This is a genomic window from Bergeriella denitrificans NBRC 102155 (assembly GCF_001592185.1).
In the GTDB taxonomy this organism is placed as follows: Bacteria; Pseudomonadota; Gammaproteobacteria; order Burkholderiales; family Neisseriaceae; genus Neisseria; species Neisseria denitrificans.
Genome location: NZ_BCWL01000358.1, coordinates 1 through 884 on the forward strand (window position 1 = coordinate 1; position 884 = coordinate 884).

An 884-nucleotide genomic window follows, 5' to 3' on the forward strand; every position below is an offset into this window, starting at 1 on the left:
TGTTGACATGGCTGCCGGTAAGAACCTGACTGTTGCTCAAGAAAACGGCAAAGTAACCTATGCCCTGAGCGACAAAATCAGCGTGGAAACGGTACAGGTAGGCGGCGATACCGGCCCGACCATCGGTGCGACCGATCCGGATGAAAACGGCGTACGTCACATCGTGATTAACCCGAACGGTGGCGAGCCTGCGCGCATTACCAATGTTGCCCCTGGCATCAACGGTACTGATGCTGTGAATGTCAACCAGCTGAACCAAGGCTTGGGCAATCTGAGAAACGACATTAATAATGTCGGTAAGAAAGCCTACGCAGGTGTAGCTGGCGCGATTGCACAAAGCTCCATCCCGCAAGTAACCCGTCCGGGCGCAACCGGCTTGGGTGTCGGCGGCGGTTACTACGGCGGTGAATCTGCCATGGCCATCGGCGTGTCATCTATGAGCGACGGCGGTAACTGGATTATCAAAGGTAACTTCTCGACCAATACCAACGGTGACGTCGGTGTCGGCGCGGGTGCGTTGTATCAATGGTAATCAAGCCGGACTGAGGTTCAGTCAGAATAAAACAGGGCGGTTAACGCCCTGTTTTTTTATTTGCTTTTTGGGTTTTGCTTTGTGTATGGCGTACAACTGCTTCAGTTTCTTAGTTTGCTTTGTAGGCATGTCGCTAACAAGGCGATGCAACGCTGTATAAATCTAAAGTGGAACGACTATAAATGACTATATTTTTTAGCAGGCGTAGGACGGGCATCCCTGCCCGTCGCTTTGCCGCAAGACAAAGAAAATGGCTCGATAAAAGTTTATCTCATTCTCTGAATGAGCGACGGGCAGGGATGCCCGTCCTACAGCTATAGTCGAAGAAACTCATTTCTGCTACGGCGTTGGC

General features: G+C 51.4%; 1 protein-coding gene. It reads left to right on the forward strand.

Annotated features, from left to right (window positions below; translation table 11 throughout):
- A partial coding sequence (locus BDE01S_RS10795) for a YadA family autotransporter adhesin (RefSeq protein ID WP_174520390.1) occupies window positions 1-532 on the forward strand: 532 nt, incomplete at its 5' end.
- Window positions 533-884: the final 352 nt, after the last annotated feature.